Source organism: Dyella sp. (genome assembly GCF_051962475.1).
Classification (GTDB): domain Bacteria; phylum Pseudomonadota; class Gammaproteobacteria; order Xanthomonadales; family Rhodanobacteraceae; genus Dyella_A.
This window is the reverse complement of record NZ_JBQCCF010000064.1, coordinates 108,908-126,002: the sequence shown is the minus strand read 5'-3', so window position 1 is coordinate 126,002 and position 17,095 is coordinate 108,908. Positions and strand designations below refer to the sequence as shown.

General features: G+C 67.8%; 20 protein-coding genes. 15 read left to right on the top strand and 5 right to left on the bottom strand.

Annotated features, from left to right (window positions below):
• Window positions 1-798 carry a cytochrome C assembly family protein gene (locus ACTHJF_RS14030; protein WP_440267655.1) on the bottom strand — a complete coding sequence of 266 codons (798 nt, stop codon included), beginning with the start codon at window positions 796-798 and terminating at the stop codon, window positions 1-3.
• A gap of 107 nt (window positions 799-905) precedes the next feature.
• Here ACTHJF_RS14030 and ffh point away from each other — a divergent pair, with 107 nt between their 5' ends.
• The 5 genes from ffh (at window position 906) to rplS (ending at window position 4,582) form a co-directional block, all read left to right on the top strand.
• Entirely contained in the window at window positions 906-2,288 is a 1,383-nt protein-coding gene (gene ffh, locus ACTHJF_RS14025) for a signal recognition particle protein (RefSeq protein ID WP_440267654.1), read from the top strand.
• A gap of 303 nt (window positions 2,289-2,591) precedes the next feature.
• Window positions 2,592-2,846 carry a 30S ribosomal protein S16 gene (rpsP, locus tag ACTHJF_RS14020; RefSeq protein WP_431636297.1) on the top strand — a complete coding sequence of 85 codons (255 nt, stop codon included), beginning with the start codon at window positions 2,592-2,594 and terminating at the stop codon, window positions 2,844-2,846.
• Between the two features lie 2 nt (window positions 2,847-2,848).
• Complete coding sequence (rimM, locus tag ACTHJF_RS14015) at window positions 2,849-3,364, top strand: ribosome maturation factor RimM (RefSeq protein WP_440267653.1); 516 nt, start codon at window positions 2,849-2,851, stop codon at window positions 3,362-3,364.
• A gap of 31 nt (window positions 3,365-3,395) precedes the next feature.
• Window positions 3,396-4,157, top strand: coding sequence for a tRNA (guanosine(37)-N1)-methyltransferase TrmD (gene trmD / locus ACTHJF_RS14010; protein WP_440267652.1), 762 nt, complete (start codon window positions 3,396-3,398; stop codon window positions 4,155-4,157).
• Between the two features lie 32 nt (window positions 4,158-4,189).
• Window positions 4,190-4,582 (top strand): 50S ribosomal protein L19, encoded by a 393-nt coding sequence (rplS, locus tag ACTHJF_RS14005; RefSeq protein WP_440267651.1) that lies wholly within the window; start codon window positions 4,190-4,192, stop codon window positions 4,580-4,582.
• 102 nt (window positions 4,583-4,684) lie between these two features.
• Here rplS and ACTHJF_RS14000 read toward each other — a convergent pair whose 3' ends face one another.
• Together ACTHJF_RS14000 and epmB are read right to left on the bottom strand one after the other, a co-directional pair.
• Window positions 4,685-6,730 carry an EAL domain-containing protein gene (locus ACTHJF_RS14000; RefSeq protein WP_440267650.1) on the bottom strand — a complete coding sequence of 682 codons (2,046 nt, stop codon included), beginning with the start codon at window positions 6,728-6,730 and terminating at the stop codon, window positions 4,685-4,687.
• A gap of 136 nt (window positions 6,731-6,866) precedes the next feature.
• Window positions 6,867-7,877 (bottom strand): EF-P beta-lysylation protein EpmB, encoded by a 1,011-nt coding sequence (gene epmB, locus ACTHJF_RS13995; RefSeq protein ID WP_440267649.1) that lies wholly within the window; start codon window positions 7,875-7,877, stop codon window positions 6,867-6,869.
• A gap of 88 nt (window positions 7,878-7,965) precedes the next feature.
• On the opposite strand from epmB, the gene efp reads away from it, so the two are divergent.
• The 7 genes from efp to folE2 all read left to right on the top strand — a co-directional run bounded on the left by efp (window position 7,966) and on the right by folE2 (window position 13,644).
• Window positions 7,966-8,547 (top strand): elongation factor P, encoded by a 582-nt coding sequence (gene efp, locus ACTHJF_RS13990; RefSeq protein WP_440267648.1) that lies wholly within the window; start codon window positions 7,966-7,968, stop codon window positions 8,545-8,547.
• A gap of 176 nt (window positions 8,548-8,723) precedes the next feature.
• Window positions 8,724-10,055 (top strand): TRZ/ATZ family hydrolase, encoded by a 1,332-nt coding sequence (locus ACTHJF_RS13985; RefSeq protein ID WP_440267647.1) that lies wholly within the window; start codon window positions 8,724-8,726, stop codon window positions 10,053-10,055.
• The gene (locus tag ACTHJF_RS13980; RefSeq protein ID WP_440267646.1) at window positions 10,052-10,315 is read left to right on the top strand and encodes a YciI family protein; all 264 of its coding nucleotides are present in this window, start codon (window positions 10,052-10,054) and stop codon (window positions 10,313-10,315) included. Before ACTHJF_RS13985 ends, ACTHJF_RS13980 begins: the two co-directional genes overlap by 4 nt.
• Window positions 10,316-10,337: 22 nt before the next feature.
• Window positions 10,338-11,048 carry a bifunctional 2-polyprenyl-6-hydroxyphenol methylase/3-demethylubiquinol 3-O-methyltransferase UbiG gene (gene ubiG / locus ACTHJF_RS13975; RefSeq protein WP_440267645.1) on the top strand — a complete coding sequence of 237 codons (711 nt, stop codon included), beginning with the start codon at window positions 10,338-10,340 and terminating at the stop codon, window positions 11,046-11,048.
• On the top strand, window positions 11,045-11,722 hold the full coding sequence (gene gph / locus ACTHJF_RS13970) for a phosphoglycolate phosphatase (protein ID WP_440267644.1): 678 nt from the start codon (window positions 11,045-11,047) through the stop codon (window positions 11,720-11,722). Before ubiG ends, gph begins: the two co-directional genes overlap by 4 nt.
• Window positions 11,719-12,570, top strand: a complete 852-nt coding sequence (locus tag ACTHJF_RS13965) for a squalene/phytoene synthase family protein (protein ID WP_440267643.1) — start codon at window positions 11,719-11,721, stop codon at window positions 12,568-12,570. The genes gph and ACTHJF_RS13965 overlap by 4 nt, the downstream gene beginning before the upstream one ends.
• Window positions 12,571-12,690: 120 nt before the next feature.
• Window positions 12,691-13,644, top strand: a complete 954-nt coding sequence (gene folE2, locus ACTHJF_RS13960; protein ID WP_440267642.1) for a GTP cyclohydrolase FolE2 — start codon at window positions 12,691-12,693, stop codon at window positions 13,642-13,644.
• A 131-nt stretch (window positions 13,645-13,775) separates the two neighbouring features.
• On the opposite strand, the gene ACTHJF_RS13955 is transcribed toward folE2, so the two are convergent.
• Together ACTHJF_RS13955 and yidD are read right to left on the bottom strand one after the other, a co-directional pair.
• Entirely contained in the window at window positions 13,776-14,615 is an 840-nt protein-coding gene (locus ACTHJF_RS13955) for a M23 family metallopeptidase (protein WP_440267641.1), read from the bottom strand.
• Between the two features lie 52 nt (window positions 14,616-14,667).
• A complete protein-coding gene (yidD, locus tag ACTHJF_RS13950; RefSeq protein WP_440267640.1) occupies window positions 14,668-14,946 on the bottom strand; it encodes a membrane protein insertion efficiency factor YidD in 279 nt (92 codons plus the stop codon).
• A 125-nt stretch (window positions 14,947-15,071) separates the two neighbouring features.
• Between yidD and dksA the strand changes: the two genes are divergently transcribed.
• The 3 genes from dksA to arsC all read left to right on the top strand — a co-directional run bounded on the left by dksA (window position 15,072) and on the right by arsC (window position 17,093).
• Window positions 15,072-16,205, top strand: coding sequence for an RNA polymerase-binding protein DksA (gene dksA / locus ACTHJF_RS13945; RefSeq protein ID WP_440267639.1), 1,134 nt, complete (start codon window positions 15,072-15,074; stop codon window positions 16,203-16,205).
• 97 nt (window positions 16,206-16,302) lie between these two features.
• Window positions 16,303-16,653 (top strand): ArsR/SmtB family transcription factor, encoded by a 351-nt coding sequence (locus ACTHJF_RS13940; RefSeq protein ID WP_440267638.1) that lies wholly within the window; start codon window positions 16,303-16,305, stop codon window positions 16,651-16,653.
• Complete coding sequence (gene arsC, locus ACTHJF_RS13935) at window positions 16,650-17,093, top strand: arsenate reductase (glutaredoxin) (RefSeq protein WP_440267637.1); 444 nt, start codon at window positions 16,650-16,652, stop codon at window positions 17,091-17,093. The genes ACTHJF_RS13940 and arsC overlap by 4 nt, the downstream gene beginning before the upstream one ends.
• Window positions 17,094-17,095 lie beyond the last annotated feature (2 nt).

The following is a 17,095-nucleotide window of genomic DNA, read 5'->3' as shown; positions in this document are numbered from 1 at the left end:
TCACAGGCCCCGGTGCAACACCAGTTCCAGCACCGCCTTGGTGCCGAAGAACGCCAGCACCAGCAGCACCATGCCCGACAAGGTGAGGTTCACCGCGCGGCGCCCACGCCAGCCGTGTTTCCAGCGGCCGTAGAGCAGGGCGCCGAAGATCAGCCAGGCGATGATCGACAGCACCGTCTTGTGCACCAGGTGCTGGCCGAACAGGTTGTCGACAAACAGCGCGCCGGTGACCAGGGTGAGCGTGAGCAGGGCGAAGCCGGCGCCGATCAGCTGGAACAGCAGGTTTTCGGTAAGTGTCAGCGGCGGCAGGGCGCGCAGCCAGGGGCCGAACTGGCGGTGGCGCAGGCCGCGCTCCTGCACTGCCAGGCCGATCGCCATCACGGCCGCGATCGACAGCACGCTGAAGGCGAGTAGGGCCACGGTGACGTGCAACTTGATCTGCCAGTCCATCGGTTGCGGCAGTGTGGGCGGAGCGAGAAAGCCATCGGCGGCGACCAGCAGCGCCGCCAGCGGGAACACGATGACTCCGAGCGCCGCCACCGGACGCGACAGGTTCACCAGCAAGGTCAGCGCCGAAACCACGCAGGCGGTCAGTGACAGCGCGGCGAAGAAGTGCAGATCCAGCGCGCCGCGATGCATGCCCAGCAGGATCGCCGCATGCAGCAGCACGGCGAGGGCGCCCAGGGCCAGCGGCCAGCGCTGCGTGGGCCGGTTGTCCCCGAGCAGCGGCCAGGCCAGCGCACCGGCGGCGGCAAGGTAGAAGACGATGGCGAGGGAGCTGAGGGCAGGAAGCATCATGGCCCGGCAGTGTCGCACAGCGCCTGGCGCCGGTGCAGGTGGGCAGTTCGCCGGTAGCAGGCCTCGCCCGCTATAATCGGCGACTTTCCGCGCCACGGTTTTCACCCATGTTCGAGTCGCTCAGCCAACGCCTCTCCGCCACCGTCAACCGCCTGCGCGGCCGCGGCCGGCTGACCGAGGAAAACATCCGCGAGTCGCTGCGCGAGGTGCGCATCGCCCTGCTCGAGGCGGACGTGGCGCTGCCGGTGGTGCAGGCGCTGATCGAGCGGGTGAAGGTGCGCGCGGTCGGCCAGGAAGTGCTCAAGAGCCTGTCGCCGGGCCAGGCGCTGGTGAAGGTGGTCAGCGACGAGCTGACCGCAGTGATGGGCACGGTCAACACCGAGCTCAACCTCGCCCAGACGCCGCCAGCGGTGGTGCTGATGGCGGGCCTGCAGGGCGCGGGCAAGACCACTACGGTGGGCAAGCTGGCGCGCTTCCTCGTCGAGCGCAAGAAGAAGCGCGTGATGGTGGTCAGCTGCGACGTCTACCGCCCCGCGGCCATTGAGCAGCTGCGCACGCTGGCCGGGCAGGTCGGGGTGAGCTTCTTCCCCTCCGAGGCCGGCCAGAATCCGATCGACATCGCCAAGGCGGCGATCGCGGCCGCGCGGCGCGAGGTCATCGATGTGCTGCTGGTCGATACCGCTGGTCGCCTCAGCGTCGACCAGGCGATGATGGACGAGATCAAGGCGCTGCACGCCGCGATCACGCCGGTCGAGACGCTGTTCGTGGTCGACGCGATGACCGGCCAGGACGCTGCCAACACCGCCAAGGTGTTTGCCGAGGCGCTGCCGCTGACCGGCGTGGTGCTGACCAAGACCGACGGCGACGCCCGTGGCGGTGCCGCGCTGTCGGTGCGCTACGTCACCGGTCGGCCGATCAAGTTCCTGGGCGCCGGCGAGAAGCTCGACGCGCTCGAGCCGTTCCATCCGGACCGCGTCGCCCAGCGCATCCTGGGCATGGGCGACGTGCTGTCGCTGGTCGAGGAGGTCGAGCGCAAGGTCGACCAGGACAAGGCGCAGAAGCTCGCCACCAAGGTGATGAAGGGCAAGCGCTTCGACCTGAACGACATGCGCGACCAGCTCGAGCAGATGAACAACATGGGTGGCCTGGCCGGGCTGATGGACAAGCTGCCGGGGATGTCCAGCGTGCCCGATAGCGTCAAGTCCAAGGTCAACGACAACGAGCTCAAGCGCATGGTCGCGATCATCGGTTCGATGACCAAGAAGGAGCGCCGTCACCCGGATCTGCTCAACGGCTCGCGTCGCGCCCGCGTGGCCCGCGGCTCGGGCACCCAGCCGGCCGACGTCAACCGCTTGCTCAAGCAGTACATGCAGATGGAAAAGATGATGTCCAAGCTGGCCAAGGGCGGCACCAAAGGCCTGATGCGGCAGATGCGCGGCGCGATGAAAGGCATGGGTGGCATGGGCGGCGGCATGCCGCCGATGCGCTGATCGATCCGGGTATCCCGCGGTCGTCGACCCCGCGCCTTTGCTCCCCTGCAGGGCGAACGTCATCCCCGCGAACGCGGGGACCCATTTTGACTTTGGCCCCGAGAGCACAGTGGGTCCCCGCTTGCGCGGGGATGACGTTCGCTTCGTAGCGACCTTACCCAGCTGTACGGGTGATAGGAGCGGACAGGCCGCCTTAGCTGCCCAAGGGCTTCCCTTTTACCGAAAATCCACTAAAATGCCGCGTTTACCGCGCACGGTCTCGTGCGTGCGGCCGGCGATTCCGGCAACTCTGGAGCTTTTACTATGGTCAAGATTCGTCTTTCGCGCGGTGGCGCCAAGGGCCGTCCGTTCTACCACGTCGTCGTGACCGACCAGCGCAATAAGCGCGACGGTCGCAACATCGAGAACGTGGGCTTCTACAACCCGGTCGCGGCGGGCAAGGACAAGCGCCTTGAGCTCAACGTCGAGCGCGTCAAGGAGTGGGTGGGCAAGGGTGCGCAGCTGACCGACAAGGTCGCCGCTCTCGTGAAGGAAGCCGGCAAGCAGCAGGCTGCCTGAGCATGACGGCAGCCGGTCGGCGCGTCTTGATGGGACGCATCGTCGGGCTGTATGGCGTGCAGGGCTGGCTCAAGATCGAATCCTGGTCAGAGCCCCGCACGCGCATCTTCGATTACCAGCCCTGGCAGCTCTCCGTGGCGCCGGGCGAGGTGGTCGAAGTGGCGGGCATCAAGGGCCGTCCGCAGGGCAAGGGGCTGATTTGCTTCCTGCCCGGAGTGGATACCCGCGAGAAGGCCGCGGCACTGGTGGGGCAGGACATCTATGTTGCCCGCGAGCTGCTGCCGCCGCCCGGCCAGGATGAGTATTACTGGGTCGACCTTGAAGGGCTTGAGGTCGTCACCACGGAAGGCGTGGCGTTGGGACGGGTCAGTCACCTGTTCGCCACCGGCGCCAACGACGTGGTGGTGGTGCGGGACGGCGAGCGCGAGCGGCTGATCCCCTTCATCCAGGGTAATTACGTGCGTTCGGTGGATCTGTCGGCCGGGCGCATGGTGGTGGACTGGGATCCCGAATTCTGAGCCCCATTGTTGCTCGGGAGTGGAGGGTCTGATGCGCATCGATGTCGTCACGCTGTTTCCCGACTTCATGCGTCAGTGCGCCGCCGTCGGCGTGGTGGGGCGCGCTCAACAGCGCGAACTGCTGCAGGTGGAAGCCTGGAATCCGCGGGATTACGCCACCGACAACTACCGCACCGTGGACGGCCGCACCTGCGGTGGCGGGCCCGGGATGGTGATGCTGATCGAGCCTCTGCGCGCGGCCCTCCAGGCGATGCGCGAGGCGGCACCGGAGCCGGTGCATGTGATTTACCTCAGTCCGCAGGGAGCGCGGCTGACGCAGGGCCGGGTGGAATCGCTGGCAAAGCTGCCGCGGATCGCCCTGCTGTGTGGACGTTATGAAGGTGTGGACGAGCGTCTGCTGGCGCGCGAGGTCGACGAGGAGCTTTCCATCGGCGACTATGTGCTGTCCGGCGGTGAGCTTGGCGCCGCGGTGATCATCGATGCCGTGGGCCGCTTGCAGGACGGTGCGTTGAACGACGCGCAGTCGGCGCAGCAGGATTCGTTTTCGGACGGCCTGCTGGATTGCCCGCACTACACGAAGCCGGTGCACGATGCACTGGGTGACGTGCCGGCGGTGTTGCTGTCCGGTGACCACGCGGCGATCCGCCGCTGGCGCCTGAAGCAGTCGCTGGGACGAACCTGGCTGCGCCGTCCCGACTTGCTGGCGCGACGGACCCTGGATGCAGAGTCTGCTGCGCTGCTGGATGAATTCCGCCGCGAATATCTGCGGCACAACGATGCGGCCAACGCGTGACCGCAGTTATTGCATTTGACACAGGTGTTGCCATGAACAAGATCATCGAACAGTTCGAATCCGAGCAGATCACCCGCCAGCTGCCGGACTTCGGCCCCGGCGACACCGTGGTGGTCAACGTCAAGGTGAAGGAAGGCAATCGCGAGCGCCTGCAGGCGTTCGAGGGCGTCGTCATCGCCAAGCGCAACCGCGGCCTGCATTCGGCCTTTACCGTGCGCAAGATCTCGCACGGCACCGGCGTGGAGCGCGTGTTCCAGGCGCACAGCCCGACGATCGAGTCGGTCAGCGTGAAGCGCAAGGGCAAGGTGCGCGGCGCGAAGCTGTACTACCTGCGCAACCTCGAGGGCAAGGCCGCGCGCATCAAGGAAGACATCGCTGCCGCTGCCGCCGCGAAGGCTGCCGCCAAGGTCGCTGCCGCCGAGTAATCCGCCCCGCAGGGCAGGAAAAAAGCCGCGAAGGGCGACCTTCGCGGCTTTTTGTTGGGCGTCTTTCGAGGATTGACGATCGGCGATTGACGCCGGACGGCGTCAGTTGACCAGCCGCTGTGGCTCCTGCAGGAAGTTACCCTGCACGAAATCCACGCCGCATGCGAACAGCAGTGAGGTGCTGCTGGCGTCCTCCACCCATTCGGCGACGGTGACGCGGTTCATCTCGCGCGCTTGGTGGCAGATCTCGGCGATCTTCTTCTGGTTTTCCGGGTGCTGCGGCAGTTGCGCCATGTAGGAGCGGTCGATCTTGAGGTAGTCCGCGTCCACGTGGTTGAGCAGTTGGAACGAGTTGAGGCCCGAGCCGAACTGTTCCAGCGCGAAGCGGCCGCCGAACTTCTTCCAGCCGGTGACGAATTCCTGCGCGGGACGCAGCAGGGTCACCACCTTGCTCTCGGTCATTTCCAGCACGATCTGGCCGTTCTTGAGCCCGGCCTTGCGGATCTGCTCGCCCAGCCAGGGCAGCAGCGTGGCGTCCTGGATCGAGTCGGTGGTGAGCTTGACGAAGAAGGTGGTGTGGATGCCCTGGCCATCGCGCGCACGCAGGATCTCGATCGCCTTGTTCAGCACCCAGCGGTCGATCGCTACGCTCAGACCGTGCTGCTCGGCGATTGGCATGAAGAAGCCCGGCAATACCTCACCCTGCGGGCCATTCATGCGCAGCAGGATTTCCGAGTACTCGCCCTCGGCGTCCTGCAGGCTGATGGTGTGCTGGTGATAGAGCACGAAGCCGTCGTTGGCCAACGCCTGCTGCAGCAACTGCAGCCAGTAGCGTTCGCGCTCGGCGTCGGCCTTCTCGCGCGCCGCCGGGTCATGCACTTCGACGCGCCCCCCACCCTGGCTGAGCACATTTCGCAGCGCCTGGCTGGCCTGGTTGAGTAGCAGTTCCGCGTTGGCGTTCTTCTCGCCGAGCAGGCTGCCGCCGACGCTGATCGACACCGTGATGGACTGGTTGCCCAGGTCGAAGATCTCCCCGGCGATGCGCTGCTGCAAGCCGGCGATCCAGGCCTTCACCGCCTCGTCGTTACGCTCACGCAGCACCACGCCGAGCGTGTGCTCGGCCAGCAGGCCGGCTACGTCGTCCTCGCCCAGCTCGCCGCTGACCCGGTTGGCGAAGGCGGCCAGCAGTTCGTCAGCCTTGCCCATGCCCACGCTGTCGATCAGTCCGTTCCAGTTGTCCGGTTCCACCAGCAGCAGGCTCTGGCCCTTGGTGCCCTTGGCCGCGGCGGTGACCGCATCGTCGATGAACTCTAGCGTGCGGGCACGGTTGTACAGGCCGGTGACCGGATCGCGCTGCAGTTGCTCGACCAGCTGCGGGTCGACCTGCTGGCGGCGGAACACGATCTGCAGGCAGGGCTCACCCTCGAAGGTGGCGTGCGCGAACTCCACGGTGGCCGGGAAGCTGCTGCCGTCGGAGCGGCGCGCCTGCAGCTCGATGTGCTGCGCCGCCTTTTCGTTGCGGGCGTGGCTGCGCAGCAGGTTCTTGAACTCTTCGGCGTCGCTGCTGCTGATGAGGTCGAGCACCGGCAGGCACAGCAGGTCGTCGAAATCCTCGTAGCCGAAGGTGTCCAGATAGGCCTTATTGGCGCGCACGTGCATGCCGTCGTGAACGAAGGCGATCGGATCGGTGGACGAATCCAGCAGAGCGTCGGCGCGGCGTTCGGACTCCCGCAGGGCGGCCTCGAGCAGGCGCACCTGACGGCGCGTCTGCAGCGCCTCGTGTTCGCGCTGCAGCACCGTGAGCAGCTGCTTGGGCTGGCTGCGGATGGCGATGCCGCGTACGCCGGCATTGAACATGTCGGCCACAACCTGGTTATCCATCTGTGCGACCAGGGCAACCAGCGAGAAGTCCCGGCCGTGCGCCTCGATCTGCTGGGCCACATCGCGCAGCGGCAGCTTCGCCGGCACTGGGTCGTACAGCACGATGTCCGGCGCCAGCTCGTCCAGGGCCGCCTGGATTTCCTCCGTGCTGGTCGCCCGCGCCGGCCGCACCGCAATGCCGCCGTTGCGCAACAGGCTGATGATCTGCTCGGCGTCCTCGACCGGGGTCTCGACGAACAGGATCTTGATCACGGAATCTTTTTTCATGGACACATCGAAAGGCTTGTTGAGCCCTGGCCATCGCGTCGACGGTCAGGAGCACCACGGGGCGTAGGCAAGGGTTGTAACGGATTCCTGCACGGGCCGCCACCACGGCGCCGTCCGCGAGCGACGCCGGTCGCGTTCACAACGGACGTTTGGACGTATCGCCGGCCACCTCGCGCACCAGCCGTGGCACCAGGTAGCCGGGCAGACGGGCGCGCATGGCCTCCACCAGGGCCAGCGCCCGATCGTCGTCGACCTCGAAATGGGCGGCGCCCTGCACGCGATCGAGCTGGTGCAGGTAGTACGGCAGCACGCCCGCGGCGAACAGTCGCTCGGAGAGCTCGATCAGGGCGTCTTCCCGATCGTTGATTCCGCGCAGCAGGACGGCTTGGTTGAGCAGTGTCGCGCCCGCCGCGCGCAGGCCGGCGCAGGCGGCATCCACCGCCTCATCGAGTTCGTTGGCGTGGTTGGCATGCAGCACCACCACTTTTTGCAGGGGGAGCGCGGACAGCCAGCCGAGGAAGGTCTCATCAATGCGGTTGGGCAGCACCACCGGCAGCCGCGTGTGGATGCGCAGCCGGGTGACGTGGGGAAGTTCGGCCAGGCCGCGGGTGAGTTCTTCCAGTTTGCTGGTGGCCAGCGCCAGCGGATCGCCACCGGAGAGGATCAGCTCGGTGACGCTGGGGTCGCCGTGCAGATGCGCCAGCGCCTGCCGCCACTGGCCGGCCGCGGCCATCTCCTCGCCGTAGGGGAAGTGCCGGCGAAAACAGTAGCGGCAGTTCACCGCGCAGCTGCCGCTAGCGATCAGCAGGGCGCGGCCTTCGTACTTGTGCAGCAGCCCCTGTGATTCACGCGCGGCGAGATCGCCCACGGCGTCCGTCGAAAAGCCCTTGGCGTCTTCCAGCTCCGCCAGTTGGGGCAGTACCTGCAGCAGCAGGGGATCGCGTGGATCGCCGTGGCGCATGCGTGCCGCGAACCCTCGAGGTACGCGCAGGGCGAAGCCGGCGTCGTCCCTGGGCAGTTGCGGCACCAGTGCATCCAGACCCAGCAACTCCAGCAGCTCGACCGGATCGGTGATGGCCTCGCGCCAGAGCTGGCGCCAGTCCGGAGCGGGCGACAATAGGCGGGCGCTGGGGCTTGCGGTTATCATGGTGAACCCTGGAACGGGCCCAGAAGCCCGGCAAAGCATTCATTTTAGCCGCCCCGCGGGGCGGAATTACCTCTGGAGCAGATAGCGCATGGCGACCCTTGGCCTCAATGACGTCAAAACGGGCAAGAAGATCCTTCACAACGGTGATCCGTGGGTCATTACCGAGGCGGACTTCATCAAGCCGGGCAAGGGCCAGGCGTTCACCCGCATCCGCATTCGCAACCTCAAGGACGGCCGCACCACCGAGCAGACGCTGAAGTCCAGCGATTCCTTCGAGGAAGCCGACGCGGTCGACACCGACATGCAGCTGTCCTTTATCGACGGCATCGGCAACGACCGCGTGTGGAACTTCATGAACATGGAAACGTTCGAGATGTTCCCCGCCTCGCTGGCCGCCATGGGCGATGCCTGGAAGTGGCTCAAGGGCGAGGAGGAGTGCGTGGTCACCCTGTTCAACGGCGGCATCATCGCCGTGCAGCCGCCGAAGTTCGTCGAGCTGAAGATCACCGAAACCGACCCGGGCGTGCGCGGCGACACCTCCGGCGGCGGCGGCAAGCCGGCCACGCTGGAAACCGGTGCCGTGGTGCGCGTGCCGCTGTTCGTCAATCAGGACGAGATCATCAAGGTCGATACCCGCACCGGCGAGTACGACAGCCGCGTCGGCAAGTGACGCAACGGCGCGCGGGCCAAGCCCGCGTATTCGCCGGAGCGTCATCCCGGCGAACGTCGGGGTCCTGAAGCCAGGAAGCCAGGGGGCGGGCGCCGCAAGGTACCGCCCCTTGTCGTATTCGCATCAAACGCGGCGGCCATGATGGCCGCGCGCGTTCCGGACACAATGAGGTGAAGATGAGTTCCATGCCGCCGAAGTCGGTCGATCTGGTCATCGAGGCACGTTGGGTCGTGCCGGTCGAGCCCCACGCCGTGGTGCTGGAGCAGCATGCGGTGGTGGTCGACGCCGACCGCATCGTCGCCCTGCTGCCGATCGCCGAGGCGCGCGTCGCCTACGCGCCGCGCGAGCGGGTGGAACTGGGCGAGCACGCGCTGATCCCCGGCCTGATCAACAGCCACACGCACAACCCGATGACCCTGCTGCGCGGCCTGGCCGACGACCTGCCGCTGATGACCTGGCTGCAGGAGCACATCTGGCCGGCCGAGGCCAAGGTGATCGGGCCGGAGTTCGTGCGCGACGGCGTGGAGCTGGCGGTGGCCGAGATGCTGCGCGGCGGCACCACCTGTGCCAACGAGAACTACTTCTTTCCCGACGCGATCGGCGCCACCTACCGCAAGCTCGGTTTCCGCGCGGTGGTCGGCCTGCCGGTGATCGAGTTCCCGACCGCCTGGGCCAAGACCCAGGACGAATACTTCGAGCGCGCCAGCGAGGTGCACGACAGCTTCCTCGGCGATCCGCTGGTGGGCACCGCGTTTGCGCCGCATGCGCCGTACACGGTGTCCGACGCCAGCTTCGAGCGCATCCGCGTGCTGGCCGACCAGCTCGACATCCCGGTCCACCTGCACCTGCACGAGACTGCGCACGAGGTGGAAGAGGAAAAGAAGAAGAGCGGCCTGCGTCCGTTCCAGCGGCTGCAGAAGCTGGGTCTGGTCAACGATCGGCTGATCGCCGTGCACATGACCCAGGCTACCGACGCGGAAATCGCCGCCTGCGCCGAGGCGGGCGTGTCGGTGGTGCATTGCCCGGAGTCCAACCTCAAGCTGGCGTCGGGCTTTTGCCCGGCGGAGAAGTTCCGTCGGGCCGGCGTCAACCTCGCCGTCGCCACCGACGGCTGTGCGTCCAACAACGATCTGGACATGTTCGGCGAGATGCGCACCGCGGCGATTCTGGCCAAGGCGGTGGCGCAGGATGCGGCCGCGTTCGATGCCGCCTCCGCACTGCGTGCCGGCACGCTCAACGCGGCCCGCGCGATGGGCCTGGAAGACAAGGTCGGCTCGATCGAGGTGGGCAAGCAGGCGGACCTCGCCGCGGTTCGTCTGAGCGACCTGGAAACCCAGCCGCTGTTCCACGTCGCCTCGCAACTGATCTACGCCACCGGCCGCCATCAAGTGACCGACGTGTGGATCGCCGGCCGCCGCAAGCTCGCCGGGCGCCAGCTGGTGGACATGGACGTGGAGGCGATCCTCGCCCGCACGCGGCATTGGCGTGAACGGATTGCCGCGGTATGAACACGCGGCCCCTGTTTCTCGTCATGCTGATGCGCCGCCCAGTGGTGGACCCGGCGGCAGTGGTGGCGCATCGCGCCTTCCTCGACGCCCTGCGTGCCGAGGGCGTGCTGGAGCGTTCCGGTCCCTTCGCCGACAAGAGCGGCGGTGCGTACCTGATCCACGCCGACGACCTCGCTGCGGCGCAGGCGATCGTGGCGCGCGACCCGGCCAGCACCAGCGGCGGCTGGGACATCACCATCCATGAATGGCAGGCGCTCTGAGCGCAGCCCGGGAGTTCCGATCATGCAGACCTCACACGCCAACGTCAGCCCCGAGGAAATTGCCCGCTTCGACAAGCTGGCCGCCCGCTGGTGGGACCCGGACGGCGAGTCGCGCCCGCTGCACGACCTCAATCCGGTGCGTGCGGCGTATGTGGCCGGACGCGTGGCGCTGCAGGGTGCGAAGGTGGCCGACGTCGGCTGCGGCGGCGGCCTGCTCAGCGAGGCGCTGGCACGCGACGGCGCGCGGGTTACCGGCATCGATCTGGGTGAGAAGGTGATCGAGATCGCCAAGCTGCATCTGTACGAGTCGAATCTCGCGGTCGACTACCGCGTGCAGTCCTCCGCCGAGCTGGCAACGGCCGAGCCGGCCAGCTTCGACGCGGTGTGCTGCATGGAGATGATCGAGCACGTGCCCGACCCGGAGGCGCTGGTCAACGACCTGGCGGCGATGCTCAGGCCGGGCGGCCGGCTGTTCATGTCCACCTTGAACCGTACGCCGGCGGCGTTCGGCGCCGCGATTCTGGGCGCGGAGTACCTGATGCGCCTGCTGCCGCGCGGCACGCATCACTACGCGCAGTTCCTCAAGCCATCGGAACTGGCGCGGCTGCTGCGTCACGCCGGGCTGGAGCTGGAAGACGTTTCGGGCCTGGCCTACAACCCGCTCACCCGCAAGGCCTGGTTGAGCCGCCTCACCGCAGTCAACTACGTGCTGTGCGCGCGCAAGCCGGCATGAAGCCGCGGCCCGCCCGCATCGAAGGCGTGCTGTTCGATCTGGACGGCACCCTGCTCGACAGCGCACCGGATCTCTACGCCGCGCTCGTGCGCCAGTGCGCGGAAGAGGGCGTTACCGCGCCGGACTACGCGGTGGTGCGCGAAGTGGTGTCGCGCGGCTCGCGGGCGATCCTGCGGTGTGCGTTTTCCGACCGGGGTGAGTCCGCGATCGAGGCGCTGGTGCCGCGCTATCTCGCCCTGTACGAAGCGCTGCTGGCGCGGGACACGCACGCCTTCGACGGCGTCGAGGCGCTGCTCGCGCAGCTCGAGGCGCGCGGTATCCGCTGGGGCGTGGTCACCAACAAGCCGGGCTTCCTCACCGATGCGCTGCTGGCGCGCCTGGGCTGGGATGCGCGCGCGGCCGCCGTGGTGTCCGGCGACACGCTGGCGGTGAAGAAACCCGATCCGGCGCCGGTGCGGCTCGCCTGCGAGCGCGCCGGCATCGACCCGGCGCACAGCGTGTTCGTGGGAGATGACCGGCGTGATGTGATCGCCGGCGCTGCCGCCGGCCTGTACACCGTGGCCGTGCGCTGGGGCTATCTCGACGGCGGCAACCCGGACGACTGGCAGGCCGACTGCGTGATCGATCATCCGGACGAGCTCAGCGCGTGGTTCCCGGCCGAGGTGTCGGCATGAGCGACACCGGCCACGGCGCGCTGCAGAGCTACGTCGACAAGTGGCTGGCGGTGCAGCCGCAGCAGCGCGTGGCGCTGGCCTTCGTCGATCCGCGCGAGCACGCCGGCCACATCGCGTTGGCGGCGCTGGAACAGGAGCTGCTCGGCGCAGCCTACGGGATCCGCGAGCCGCAGGTCGCTGCGGTGAAGTTGAACTGGTGGGCGGAAGAATTGGCCGGCGCCGCGCACAGCGGCGGCCGTCATCCACTGACCCAGGTGCTGTTCGACGACGAGCGCGCCCACGCAATGCCGGTGGAGCGCTGGCTGGCGCCGGTACGCGCCGCCATCGCCCAGCTGGAAGACGGCACGCCGGCGGATTTCCAGGCGCAACTCGCCGCCGCCCAGCCGCTGCATGGGGCGCTGGCTGAGCTCGAGACGGCATGGTGGTTCGGCCCGCAGGCATCGTCCGAGCGCGCCGCCCGTGTCGCGGTGCTGGCGCATCTGCTGCACGCACTGCGCCGCCTGCATGACGATGCCGAACGCGACCGTCTGCCGCTGCCGATGGCGCGCCTGGCGCGGTTCGAGCTCGCGCGTTCGGCGCTGCGCACGCGCAGCGAGGCGCGCGACCAGGCGATTCGCGCGCAATTGGCCGATCTGGCCGCCGCGTGGCGTGAGGCGGCGCAACGGCCCGGACCGCTGGGCGTGTTCCGCGCGCTGGAGGCGCGTCAGGATGCGCGCCTCGTACGCGCGGCGCTGCGGGCGGACGATCCCCTGCGCGCGCTGCAGCAGGGGCTGGATGACGGCAACTTCGGCAACACGCTGGCCGCCTGGAACGCAGCACGCCGCTGGCGCCGCGCCGCTGCGGGCTGAGATCGCGGTTGCGGCCAGCGGACGCAGCGTTTCCCGCATCCACCTGTTGTGCTGGCAGGCACTGCCCCAAAATAAACGCTTCGACGCGAAACCCTCGCCCGATTGCTTCAGGAACTTCCCATGCACAGCCACGAGAACACCGCCCGCCTGATGCCCGATGTCGCCCACCAGGCGCAGCCGCACCTGGCCGGCGCACTGGACTGGGTCGGCATGGACGGCATCGAAGTGCCCGTGCGTTTTGACGCTGGCGATGGCGACGTGCAGCGTGCCAGCGCCCAGGTCGGCGCCTTCGTCAACCTCACCCGGCCGGACAAGCGCGGCATCCATATGTCGCGGCTGTACCTGCTGGTGGACGAGCACCTGAGCAAGCGCACGCTCGATGCGCCGATGCTCGAGGGCTTGCTGAAGGCCTTCCTGGAGTCGCACAAGGATCTGGCCGATCGCGCACGCATCAGCGTCCGCTTCGACCAGCTGGTGCGCCGCGCGGCCCTGCGCAGCGCCAACAGCGGCTGGCGCGCCTATCCGGTGTCGATCGAAGCGAGCCTGGGTGCAGACGGTTTCCGCATGGAACTGGGCACCGAGGTGGTCTATTCGTCCACCTGTCCGGCTTCCGCGGCACTCTCGCGCCAGCTGATCCAAGAGCAGTTCGCCAGGGATTTCGCCAAAGATGCCGTGCTGGATCGCACCGCCGTACTGGCGTGGCTCGGCAGCGAGCAGGGCATCGTCGCCACGCCCCATGCGCAGCGCAGCGTGGCCCGCCTGCTGGTGCGTTTCGACAGCCAGGCGCCACTGAACCTGATCGGTCTGCTGGACCGTGTCGAGCAGGCACTGGGGACGCCGGTGCAGACCGCGGTGAAGCGCGAGGACGAGCAGGCCTTCGCGCTGGCCAACGGCGGCAACCTGATGTTCTGCGAGGACGCCGCACGACGCATCCAGCGCGCGCTGGATGCCGACGCCACGATCGCCGACTTCCACGTGCGGCTGGAGCATCAGGAGAGCCTGCACCCGCACGACGCCGTGGCCTACGCCAGCAAGGGTGTGCCCGGGGGCTTCGGCAGCAGCGACTGCGCCTGATACGGCTCATCGCTCGCACTGGCGAGTTCGGCCCGGGCAGCCGAGGGCGATAACGCGGCCATTTGCGGCAAGGGTGCCTGAGTCCGTGCCACTCGCGACGCACCCGGCGGGTGCGGCAGGGATTCGCGGTATCAGTGTTCGCGCAGGCCAGGCAGCAGCAGCGGATCGAGCCGCGTGCCGAACCAGTTGAAGCCCCAGTGCAGGTGCGGCCCGGTGGCGCGGCCGGTCATGCCCGAGAGGGCGATCACCTGTCCCTGCCGAACCCGTTCGCCCACGTGCACCTTCAGTGCCGACAGGTGCAGGAAGTTCGAGCTCAGTCCGAAACCGTGATCGATCAGCACCGTGCCGCCAGTGAGGTACAGCGCCGGTGCGGCGAAGGTCACCACGCCAGAGGCCGGCGCGCGCACTGGCGTGCCGACCGGCACCGCGATGTCCATGCCCGAATGCGGCGCGCGCGGCTCGCCGTTGTAGATACGCTGGTTGCCGAAGCGTCCGCTGATCCGTCCGTGCACCGGCCAGACGAAGCCATGCAGGAAATCTTCGCGGGGATCGTCGTGTGTGCGCGCGGCCGTCACCGCGGCCTGCTCGCGCGTGATGCGCGCCGCGATCGCCGGGGGCGGGTTCACCGTCTTCGGCGGCACACCGTTGACGCGTTCGATCGGCCAGTCACGCGGTGTCACGGCGATGCGCACCGTGCGCGATGAAGCCGGCCCGTTGCTCAAGGTGAGCCGCAGCGGGCCGGCTTCATCGCGACCGGCGCCGAAGACCGCGCGCCCGTCTGCGCCGACGTGCAGTGGCACGTCGTTGAGTCGGGCGGTGCTGCCCGCGGGCAGGTGCAGGATCACCAGCTGGCCTTGCGACACGGTGCGCGGCAGCACGGTCGGTACGGCCGCGGCCGCCCGCGCCGGCGACAGCGCCACACACATCGCCACGGCGAGCAGCCGAGCCAACGTGCCGCCCGATGACCTCATGGCCTTGCAAGCGCTCGCCGACCGTGCAGGACCGGCGACCCGTACCCACCGATCAGTCGTCATGACGAGGCTCCGCATTGGGCGTGCTGGGGTGATGCCCGCAACGGCGCAAGACAAAGCGTTCGGGCACCGGATCCTCTCCGCCGCTGCACAGCGGCTGGCAGCGGGCCAGCCGCCAGAGGGTCAGCGCACCGCCACGCAGCGGACCGAAGCGCGCAACGGCAATCCGTGCATAATCGGAGCAACTGGGGTAGAAGCGACAACGCTGCCCCAGCAGGGGGCTGAGCCAGCGTTTGTACAGGCGGAGCAGAAAAAGCAGGAATCGGGTCAAGACAGTTCACGCGGCCGAGACGGCTGGCGGTTCGTAGTGCACCTGAGTATTCCAGAAGCGCGCTTGCTGGTGTAAGGCACATGGGCTATAACACCCGGCCGCCACGGCCAAAACGGTGAAGGGAAATGGCGAAAACCACGCGTAGTTCGACCGCCGCCAAGGCGCAGAAGAACAAGCCTGCGGCCACGGCGAAATCCTCCAAGCCTGGGAAGGCAAAACCCGCTGCGTCCGCATCGCGGGGCGCTACCAAGGCGGCCAAGTCCACACCGAAGAAGACCGTGGCATCGAAGGCTGCTGCCAAGAAGGTCGCCAAGAAGGTCGCCAAGAAGGCGCCGGCGAAAGCAGCGCCGATCAAGAAGCCGGCCGTGAAGAAGGCGGCGAAAAAGCCCGTTGCCAAGAGCGCGCCAGCGAAGAAGCCGGCAGCCAAGAAGGTCGCGGCGAAGAAGCCGGTCGTCGCCAAGAAGGCGCCGGCCAAGAAAGTAGCCAAGCCGGCTGCCGTGAAAAAGGCGCCGGTGAAGGTGGTTGCCAAGAAAGCTGCACCGGCCAAGCCGGCACCGGTGAAGAAGGCGGCGGCGAAACCCGCGTCGAAGCCGGCTCCGGCCCCAGTCAAGCCGGCGGCGGCGGTCAAGCCAGTCGCGGCGAGCCCCGCGCCGGCACCGGCCACGCCAGTGAAGGGCAAGGTGGCCAGCGCCGTGGCGCTGGCCACACCGCGCGTAGCGACGGCCACCGCCAGCCATACTCCTCCCAAGAAACAGAAGTCCCAGTCGTCCTCAATGAATAAAGCTGCTGCAATTTCCGACAATGGCGTGACGAAGGAAGACGGGCGCTACGCGCTCCCGGCGACCACCACGATCGAACTGCCCAAGGGCTATCGCCCCTCCGCCGACGAGGAGTACATGAGCCCGCGGCAGCTGGCGTACTTCCGCAACAAGCTTCGCGACTGGCGTGACCAGCTCGTGGAGGAGTCGCGCCAGACGATGGAGAACCTGCGTGACGAGGTTCGCGATGTCGGCGATGAAGCCGAGCGCGCCACGCGCGAGACCGAGAACTCGCTCGAACTGCGCACCCGCGACCGCTACCGCAAGCTCATCTCCAAGATCGACAAGGCGCTGCGCCGGATCGAGGAAGGTCGCTACGGCTACTGCGAAGAGACCGACGAGGAAATCGGCGTCGATCGCCTCGACGCCCGCCCGATCGCCACGCTCTCGCTCGACGCGCAGGAGCGCCGCGAGCACCTGCAGAAGCAGATGGGCGACTGATCCACCGCCATTTCGGTATTAACGCGAAGCCCCGCTCTGGCGGGGCTTCGTCGTTTCGGCGCTTGCGTCTAGGCAAAATATCCATGATTCTGGAAATATGGATGAATCGATCGCGCTCGATACGCTTGCCGCGCTGGCCCAGTCAACCCGGTTGGCGGTATTCCGCCTGCTGGTGAGCCATGAGCCGCATGGCATGCCGGCCGGCGATGTGGCTGCGGCGTTGGATGTGCCGCAGAACACGCTCTCCGCGCACCTCACCGTGCTGGCGCGCGCCGGCCTGGTTGAGGGCGATCGGCAGGGCCGCTCGATCGTCTACCGCGCCCGGCTGGACGCCCTGCGCGCGCTGATGGTGTACCTCGCGCGCGACTGCTGCAGCGCGCATCCCGAACTGTGCCAACCGCTGCTGGCCGAGCTGGCCTGCGGTACCGACTGCAAGGATCCTCGATGAGCCCGACCACCGATCCCTTCGACGTGGTGATCTATCACAACCCCGCCTGCGGCACGTCGCGCAACACGCTGGCGCTGATCCGCCACTGCGGGTTCGAGCCGCACGTGATCGAATACCTGAAGACCCCGCCCAGCCGCGCCTTGCTGACCCAGCTGGCCGCACGCTCCGGCGAGCCGCTGCGCGCGCTGATCCGCGAGAAGGGCACGCCGTACGTCGAGCTGGGACTGGACGACGCCACGCTCTCAGACGACGCGCTGCTCGATGCGATGGTCGCCCATCCGATCCTGATCAATCGTCCGCTGGTGGTCTCGCCGCTGGGCGTGGCGCTGTGCCGGCCGTCCGAGCGCGTGCTCGACCTGCTGCCGGTGCGTCCGCGCGGGGCCTTCGTCAAGGAGGACGGTGAGGCGGTGCTGGATGCGCAGGGCCGTCGCGTCGGCTGATT